Raw genomic sequence first — 1685 nt, forward strand, 5'->3', positions numbered from 1 at the left:
CGCCTGAACAGCGCCAGCACCAGGTCGGCCTGCTTGACCACCTGCTTGCGGTACAGCTGGAAGTACGGGAAGTGCAGCAGCAACGGGTACTGGTCGGGCCGCGTGCGCGCGAAGTCCCACACCTCGTGGTCGGTGAACTCCTCCGCCTGCGGATGCACGCCGAGCTTGTCGTCGTACGGCACGAACATCTCGTCGGCGGCCAGCTGCCAGGCCGCGATCTCGTCGTCGTCCACGCCGAGGGCCGCCGCCTGGTCCGGGTGGCGCTTGGCGGCCGCCACGGCGCCGCGCAGGTTCCGCTGCGCCATCAGGTTGGTGTACACGTTGTTGTCGGCGAGGGCGCTGTACTCGTCGGGGCCGGTGACCCCGTCGATGCGGAACCGGCCGTCGGGGCCGTGGCAGCCCAGCGAAGCCCACAGCCGGGCGGTCTGCACCAGCAGCGCCAGCCCCACCTCGCGCTCGAACGCCTCGTCCCTGGTGGCCTGGACCAGCCGGATCGCCGCGTCGGCGATGTCGGCGTTGATGTGGAACGCGGCCGTGCCGGCCGGCCAGTACCCCGAGCATTCGTCGCCGTTGATGGTCCGCCACGGAAACGCCGCGCCGTCGAGCGTGAGCTGCCGGGCCCGCTTGCGGGCGGCCGGGAGCGTCCGGTGCCGCCACCGCAGTTCGTCGGCGGCGGCGTGCGGGGTGGTGTAGGTCAGCATCGGCAGCACGTACGTCTCGGTGTCCCAGAACGCGTGGCCGTCGTAGCCGGGGCCGGTCAGCCCCTTGGCCGGGATCGGTCGCTGCTCGGCGCGGGCGCTGGCCTGCAGCACCTGGAACAGGGCGAACCGGACGGCCTGCTGCACCTCCGGATCGCCGTCAAGGTCGACGTCGGCGCGGGCCCAGTAGTCGTCGAGGTACTCGCGCTGCTCGGCCAGCAAACCGTCCCAGCCGGTGTTGCGCGCCAGCGTCAGCGCCGCCTCCACCTGCGCCGAGATACCCGGGATCGACCGCACGCTGGACCAGCCGTACGCCAGGAACTTCACCACCCGCAGCGTCTGACCGGGCTGCAGCCGGGTGGTGAGCGTGAACCGGGCGGTGTCCGGCGAGCACTCGATGTCGGTACGCACGTCGGCCGGGCAGTCGACCGTGTGGTCCATGGCGGCGCCGACCCGCCGCCCGCTCTTGCGGGTGCTGTGTACCAGGCGGGCCCGCGCGTCGTGCGCGATGTGCTGCTCGGGCCGCAGCGGCGCGGCCAGCGCGGCCGCCGCCCGCGGGTCGCCCGTCATCGCGGGCAGTTGCTCGTTGGCCACGAGTTCGGACTGCAGCACGATGTGCAGCGGCCCGTCGGCCGGCCGCACCTCGTACAGGATCGCGGCGGTCGCGCGCTGGGTGAACGACACCAGCCGGGTCGCGCTGATGTGCATGCTGTGCCCGGACGGCGAGGTCCATTCGGCGGTGCGCCGCAGCACCCCGTCCCGCAGCGACAGCACGCGCTCGTGGGCGCGCAGTTCGCCGTAGCGGACGTCGAACGGCTCGTCCTCGACCAGGAGCCGGATCAGCTTGCCGTTGGTGACGTTGATGACCGTCTGCCCGGACTCGGGGTAGCCGTAGCCGGCCTCGGCGTACGGCAGCGGGCGGAACTCGAACACCGAGTTCAGGTAGGTGCCGGGCAGCCCGTGCGGCTCGCCTTCATCGAGGTTGCC

Annotated in this window: 1 protein-coding gene; it reads right to left on the reverse strand. The window is 72.3% G+C overall.

The genetic code is table 11. The annotated features are described in order from the left end of the window. Positions 1–1685: glycoside hydrolase family 65 protein (locus HC031_RS32125; RefSeq protein WP_167929221.1), on the reverse strand; the 1685-nt coding region annotated here is incomplete at both ends.

The organism is Planosporangium thailandense, from assembly GCF_011947195.1.
Taxonomy (GTDB): Bacteria; Actinomycetota; Actinomycetes; order Mycobacteriales; family Micromonosporaceae; genus Planosporangium; species Planosporangium thailandense.